This window comes from Dietzia sp. E1, assembly GCF_014145015.1.
GTDB lineage: Bacteria > Actinomycetota > Actinomycetes > Mycobacteriales > Mycobacteriaceae > Dietzia > Dietzia cinnamea_A.
In genome coordinates this window covers 1-5,420 of record NZ_JAALDU010000083.1, presented here as the reverse complement: position 1 = coordinate 5,420, position 5,420 = coordinate 1, and the positions used below count along the sequence as shown (strand labels likewise).

The following is a 5,420-nucleotide window of genomic DNA, read 5'->3' as shown; positions in this document are numbered from 1 at the left end:
GGCCGCACCGTCCGTCGGCGCCGCCGGGGCTCCGCAGAGCGGCGGTCAGGCCACCCCGTCGTCGGGCGCGACGGCCGCGTCGTCGACCGGTGGCACCGCGACGCCCCGCAGGGACGGGAGCGCGATGGACCGGCTCCGCGGCGCGGACGACGACCTGTGACCGGAACCGGTCGGCCGAGGGAGATCTGACCATGCCTTTCCCCAGGGTCCTGCGGGACCTGACCGCCCGACTCACCGACCCCGTCGAGGCCCTCGACGCGGCGGATCTCGCCGTGCGCGTCCAGCGCACGGGGTGCACCCACGTCGCGGATGTCGCGCGAGGGGACCGCGTGACGTTGACCGGGCGCATCCGGACCGTGCTCTCCTGCGGGGGATCGGATTTCCTCGGGATGACCGCGGAGGTGTTCGACGGGACCGGCGCGATCGAGGTGTGTTGGCTCGGACGGCGCACGATCCCCGGGATCGACACCGGCCGGTTCATCCGTGTGACGGGCCGGGTCGGCGTCCGTGACGGTCACCGGATCATGTACAACCCGCGCTACGAGCTGCTCGACGGGCAGCCGTGCAGGACCGTGGAGGAATCGCGTGACAGAGCCTGAGCAGGCAGCGGGGGAGTCGGACACCGGCGCTGGCACCGGGCGGCAGTCGGTGGCGAGCCGGAAGACCGCGTTCGGGGATCCCGACGCGTCCGTGCTCGAGCAGATGGGCGGTGTCCGGGGGCTCGTCTTCTCGTCGATCCCCGTCCTCACGTTCGTCCCCGTCAACGCGTTCTGGGGCCTGACCGCCGCCATCTGGGGCGCCCTCGGCGTCGCGGTCGCCATGCTCGCCTGGTCCTTGGGACGCCGGGACAACCCACAGCCGGCGATCTCCGGGTTCATCGGCGTGGCGATCTGTGTCTTCATCGCCTGGCGGACGGGAGACGCCAAGGGGTACTTCCTCTACGGCATCATCACCCAGGCCGTGTACGGGTCGGCGTTCGCGCTGTCGGCGATAGCCGGGTGGCCTCTCGTCGGGGTGATCTGGGGTTTCCTCGACGGCAAGGGGATGGCCTGGCGTCGGATCCCGCCCGCCCGCCGGTGGTACACCGTGGCGACGGGCTTCTGGGCCGCGTTGTTCGCTATCCGGGCTGTCCTGCAATACGTCCTGTACCTCAACGACGAGGTCAACTGGTTGGGCGCCGCGCGTATCGGGATGGGCTGGCCACTGGCGCTGGTCGCGTTCGTCGGGACCGTGTGGGCGGTCCGTCGCGCGATGGCCCACGAGAAGGACGCGGAGAACCCCGTCGCCGGGCAGTCGCCGGGAGACGCCGAGCGCGGGGAATGACACCGCGCCGGAGATGACACCACGCCGGAGAGGACACCGCGCCGAGAATGACGACGCCCCGACGGCCACTCGGCCGTCGGGGCGTCGTCATCTCAGGGGCACGTCGCGCCGTTACCGCGGATCAGGCGGTGGAGTATCGGGCGGCGGTGGATCAGGCGGCGGCGGTCGCGGCGCGGGAGAATTCGCTCGGGCCGGTGATCACCCGGTAGGCGTACACCGACGCGAGCGTGGTGACCGGGATGGCCACGAACAGACCCACCAGCAGTGCCAGGGTGCCCGCGATGATGATGAGGACGTTGAGCAGCGCCAGCGCGAGCAGGTTGCCCGCGTCCGACTTGATCGCGCGGAAGCTCGAGACGATGGCGTCGGTGGCCGTCATGTTGCGGTCGACGACGAAGTACTGCGTCCAGTAGAGGAAGAACGCGACGACGAAGGCGCCCACGATGAGGAGGAAGACACCCACGAAGGTGGCGATGCCCACGAGGATCGCGGCGACCACGAACCATCCGAAGTTGTGCAGCTTGAAGAAGTCGCCGAACGACGGCCTGTGGCCGTCGACCTCGAGGAGGGCGCCGCGGACGATGAACGCCTGGAGCAGCAGGCTCACCACGAACGAGAGGACCTGGGCGATGAACATCACGGCCCCGGACTCGTCCGTGGAGAACGCACTGATGATCCCGCTGACCACACCGCTGGCCAGGGTGATGAGCAGCCAGGGGCCCGGGTTGTTCTTGAACATCTGCCAGCCGGCGCTGACCGCGCCGGTCGGGGACACCCGGCCGACCATGGCCGGGGCCCCGCCTGGCCCCGGCTGGCCGTAGCCGCCGTACGCCGGGTCGCCGTAGGGCTGCTGTCCGTAGGCCGGTTGGCCGTATCCCTGCTGGCCGTAACCCGGCTGCTCATAACCCGGCTGTCCGTATCCCTGCCCGGGGTAGGGCTCGTAGCCACCGCCCTGCCCGGGGTACGGCTCGTAGCCACCCTGGCCCGGGTAAGGCTGCTGGCCGTAGCCCGCGTCGCCGTAGGGGCCCTGGTTCTGGTCCGGTCCGGAACCGTAGGGGTCGTTCGGGTACCCGTCCCCGGGTGGGGTGCCTCCGGTGGTCATCGCCGTCTCCATCGCTCGGTGCCGCGGGACTCTTCCACGGCTCTCCTGCCGAACCTAGTTGCGCAGCGGCGTGAGCACGAGGTCCAACTCGCGGACCATGAGGCATTCGGCGAAAACACACCGGGCCCCGCTGACTCTCGTCAGCGGGGCCCTACGGTCACCGGAGAGGTGAGCGTCAGATGTTGGCGTCGATCTCGACGGCCTGCGCGACACCGGCGACGGTGCCCGCGATCTTCACGGCCTCCCAGGCCTGCTCCTTGGTGACGCCCTCCTTGCGGATGACGTCATCGTGGGCGGCGGTGCAGTTCTCGCAGCCGTTGATGGTGGACACGGCCATCGACCACAGCTCGAAGTCGGCCTTCTCCACGCCGGGGTTGGCGATGATGTTCATCCGCAGGCCCATGCGGACCTGGGTGTAGTCGTCGCCGAGGAACTCCTTGGCGCGGTAGGCCACGTTGTTCATGGCCATGATCGAGGCGGCGCCGAGCGCGGCGTTGAACGCCTCGTCCGACAGGTGCTGGCGGGCCTCGTCGGCGATCTCCGACAGGACGGTCGCCGAGCGGGTCGCGGCGGCGGTCGCGAGGAACGTGCCCCAGAGCTGCTGCTCGTTGAGCTCGGTGGACCGCGCCAGCGAGCCCAGGTTCAGCTTGAGATCCTTGGCGAACTCGGGGAGTCCGGACTTCAGGTTCTCGATGCTCACTTGATGCCCTCCTGCAGCATGTCCATCTTGTTGATGTTCTTGGTGGGATCGTTCTTCTGCCAGTTGCAGGCACAGACCTCGGACGACTGCAGGGCGTCGAGGACACGCAGGACCTCGTCGACGTTGCGGCCGACGGCGTCCGGGGTGACCGAGACGAACTGGATGACGTTGTCCGGGTCGACGATGAAGGTCGCGCGATCGGCGACACCGTCGGCGTTCTCGACACCGAGGGCGCGGATCAGTTCGTGCTTGATGTCCGACAGGAGCGGGAACGGCACGGTCTTCAGCTCGTCATTGGTCGCGCGCCAGTTGAAGTGCGCGAACTCGTTGTCGATCGAGCCGCCCAGGATCTGGGTGTCGCGGTCCTGGAAGTCCTCGTCGAGCTTGCCGAAGGCGGCGATCTCGGTGGGGCAGACGAAGGTGAAGTCCTTCGGGTAGAAGAAGATCACGCGCCACTTGCCCTCGTAGGACTGGTTGGTGATCGTCTCGAAGTAATCCTCGGGCTGCTGCGCGTTGACCTCCTTGAGGTCACCACCCTTCAGCGCGGTGAGTTCGAAGTCGGGGAACTGATCGCCGATGGTGAGAAGAGCCATGTGATCCTCCTGAGGGTTTGGCGTTAGTCGGACGGCCAGGCCCGACTATGCCCCACTCCCTGTGAGAGGTAAAGTCGATGAGACATAGATCACTCATAGGTACGTGCGAATAATCATCGACTTCGGGTTATCGACGGCCGTACACTGATCGGCATGGCTGATCAGCGGTTCGTCCCGAGCCTCATGCAGCTCCGGGTTTTCCTCGCCGTGGCGGAGCGCCTGCATTTCCGCAGTGCCGCCGAGGAGCTCGGCATGAGTCAACCCTCCCTGTCCCAGGCTCTGGCGACGCTCGAGGACGGACTGGGTCTGCACCTGGTCGAGCGCAGTACGCGGTCCGTCCTCGTCACGCCCGCGGGGCACCGCCTGCTGCCGTACGCCCGCGCAGCGGTGACCGCGATGGACGCGGTGGCCGACGCCGCCGCGGGCAGTGACGGGCCGCTGTTCGGGTCGTTGCGCATCGGCGTGATCCCCACCGTCGCCCCGTACCTGCTGCCCGGCCTGCTCCCGGCGCTGGGGGAGCGGTTCCCGGACCTGACGCCGCGGGTGGTGGAGGACCAGACGTCCCGACTGGTTGACGGGCTGCGCAGCGGCGTCATCGACCTCGCGATCATGGCGGTCCCGACCGACGCGATGGGCGTCGCCGCCACGCCGCTCTACTCCGAGCCGTTCGCCCTGCTCGTGCCGGCGTCCCACGAGCTCGCCGGGCGCGAGGGCCTGCCGCTGGAGATCCTCGTCGACCAGCCGTTGCTGATGCTCGACGAGGGACACTGCCTCCGCGAGCAGACGGTCGAGTTGTGCCGCCGGGTCTCCGCGCCTGTGCTCGGGCGGGGCGAGTCCCGCGCCGCGTCCCTGACCACCGCGGTGCGGTGCGTCGCCGGAGGACTGGGAGTGACGATCGTGCCCGAATCCGCGGTGGGTCCGGAGACACGCGACCCCGGGATCGCCGTGGCGCGGTTCGCGGACCCGGTGCCCGGTCGCACGATCGGTCTCGTGCTGCGCACCGCGACCGCCGGGGCGGACGCCTACGCCGAGTTCGGCCGTGTCGTCGCCGACGTGGCCGCGCAGGAGTTCGGCGCGACACCCGTGTGACGGCCGGTCACCGTGCGCCGACGGGGACCCGTCCCGCGAGTCGCTCGACGTGGTCGACCGCGGCCAGGAACCGCGAACGGAGCACCTGGGTGCGTGCGATCCACTGCTTCTGGAAGGCGACGAACTCGGCGCGGCCCTCGGCGGTCTCCACCGGTATCGGCGTCAGGCCCCAGGCCGAGAGGTCGTAGGGCGAGGAGCGCATGTCCACCTCGCGGGCGTCGAACGCGGCTAGCATGGCGTCGAGGAGGAGCTCGCCCGGTGCGCCGGCCTCGAGGGCTGCCGTATGGGCGTAGACATCCATCCCGGCATGGAGGCACGCCGGCTGCTCGTCGTGGACCTGCCCGTCCCGCGTGAGGGGCTCCCGGTTGAGGGGCACGGCGTCGTCGGTGAAGAAGCGGAACGCGTCGAAGTGCGTGCACTGCAGACGCGAGCCGCGGACGATCTCGTCGATCCGCTCGTGGGTCAGTCGCAGGGGTACCTGCCCGTGGCGCACGCCGTCGCGGCCGGAACGATAGAGCATCGCCCACTCGTGCAGGCCGAAGCACCCCGTGGCCCCGCGGCGGCCCGCCGTGGCCGCGACCACCGCACGGGCGCGGGAGACCCGGTCTCCGCA

At 69.6% G+C, this 5,420-nt stretch carries 6 protein-coding genes and 1 pseudogene; 3 read left to right on the top strand and 4 right to left on the bottom strand.

Features of this window, described 5'->3' with window-relative positions:
• Nucleotides 1–191 precede the first annotated feature (191 nt).
• Together G6030_RS03735 and G6030_RS03730 are read left to right on the top strand one after the other, a co-directional pair.
• Complete coding sequence (locus G6030_RS03735) at nt 192–599, top strand: OB-fold nucleic acid binding domain-containing protein (protein WP_063973064.1); 408 nt, start codon at nt 192–194, stop codon at nt 597–599.
• Nucleotides 586–1,323, top strand: coding sequence for a DUF3159 domain-containing protein (locus G6030_RS03730; RefSeq protein WP_082904445.1), 738 nt, complete (start codon nt 586–588; stop codon nt 1,321–1,323). Before G6030_RS03735 ends, G6030_RS03730 begins: the two co-directional genes overlap by 14 nt.
• Before the next feature lie 151 nt (nt 1,324–1,474).
• Here G6030_RS03730 and G6030_RS03725 read toward each other — a convergent pair whose 3' ends face one another.
• The 3 genes from G6030_RS03725 to G6030_RS03715 all read right to left on the bottom strand — a co-directional run bounded on the left by G6030_RS03725 (nt 1,475) and on the right by G6030_RS03715 (nt 3,718).
• The gene (locus G6030_RS03725; RefSeq protein ID WP_241724133.1) at nt 1,475–2,425 is read right to left on the bottom strand and encodes a hypothetical protein; all 951 of its coding nucleotides are present in this window, start codon (nt 2,423–2,425) and stop codon (nt 1,475–1,477) included.
• Nucleotides 2,426–2,600: 175 nt separating this feature from the next.
• Entirely contained in the window at nt 2,601–3,125 is a 525-nt protein-coding gene (locus G6030_RS03720) for a carboxymuconolactone decarboxylase family protein (RefSeq protein ID WP_063973062.1), read from the bottom strand.
• Nucleotides 3,122–3,718, bottom strand: coding sequence for a peroxiredoxin (locus G6030_RS03715; protein WP_063973061.1), 597 nt, complete (start codon nt 3,716–3,718; stop codon nt 3,122–3,124). Before G6030_RS03715 ends, G6030_RS03720 begins: the two co-directional genes overlap by 4 nt.
• A 153-nt stretch (nt 3,719–3,871) precedes the next feature.
• Between G6030_RS03715 and G6030_RS03710 the strand changes: the two genes are divergently transcribed.
• Nucleotides 3,872–4,807, top strand: a complete 936-nt coding sequence (locus tag G6030_RS03710; RefSeq protein ID WP_063973060.1) for a hydrogen peroxide-inducible genes activator — start codon at nt 3,872–3,874, stop codon at nt 4,805–4,807.
• 7 nt (nt 4,808–4,814) lie between these two features.
• Here G6030_RS03710 and G6030_RS03705 read toward each other — a convergent pair.
• Nucleotides 4,815–5,420 (bottom strand): annotated as a pseudogene (locus G6030_RS03705) (hypothetical protein); the annotation flags it as partial.

Excerpts from the sequence above, each read along its gene's own strand:
- G6030_RS03735 (WP_063973064.1), top strand. The coding sequence starts at position 192 with ATGCCTTTCCCCAGGGTCCTGCGGGACCTGACCGCCCGACTCACCGAC.
- G6030_RS03725 (WP_241724133.1), bottom strand. The coding sequence starts at position 2,425 with ATGACCACCGGAGGCACCCCACCCGGGGACGGGTACCCGAACGACCCC.
- G6030_RS03715 (WP_063973061.1), bottom strand. The coding sequence starts at position 3,718 with ATGGCTCTTCTCACCATCGGCGATCAGTTCCCCGACTTCGAACTCACC.
- G6030_RS03710 (WP_063973060.1), top strand. The coding sequence starts at position 3,872 with ATGGCTGATCAGCGGTTCGTCCCGAGCCTCATGCAGCTCCGGGTTTTC.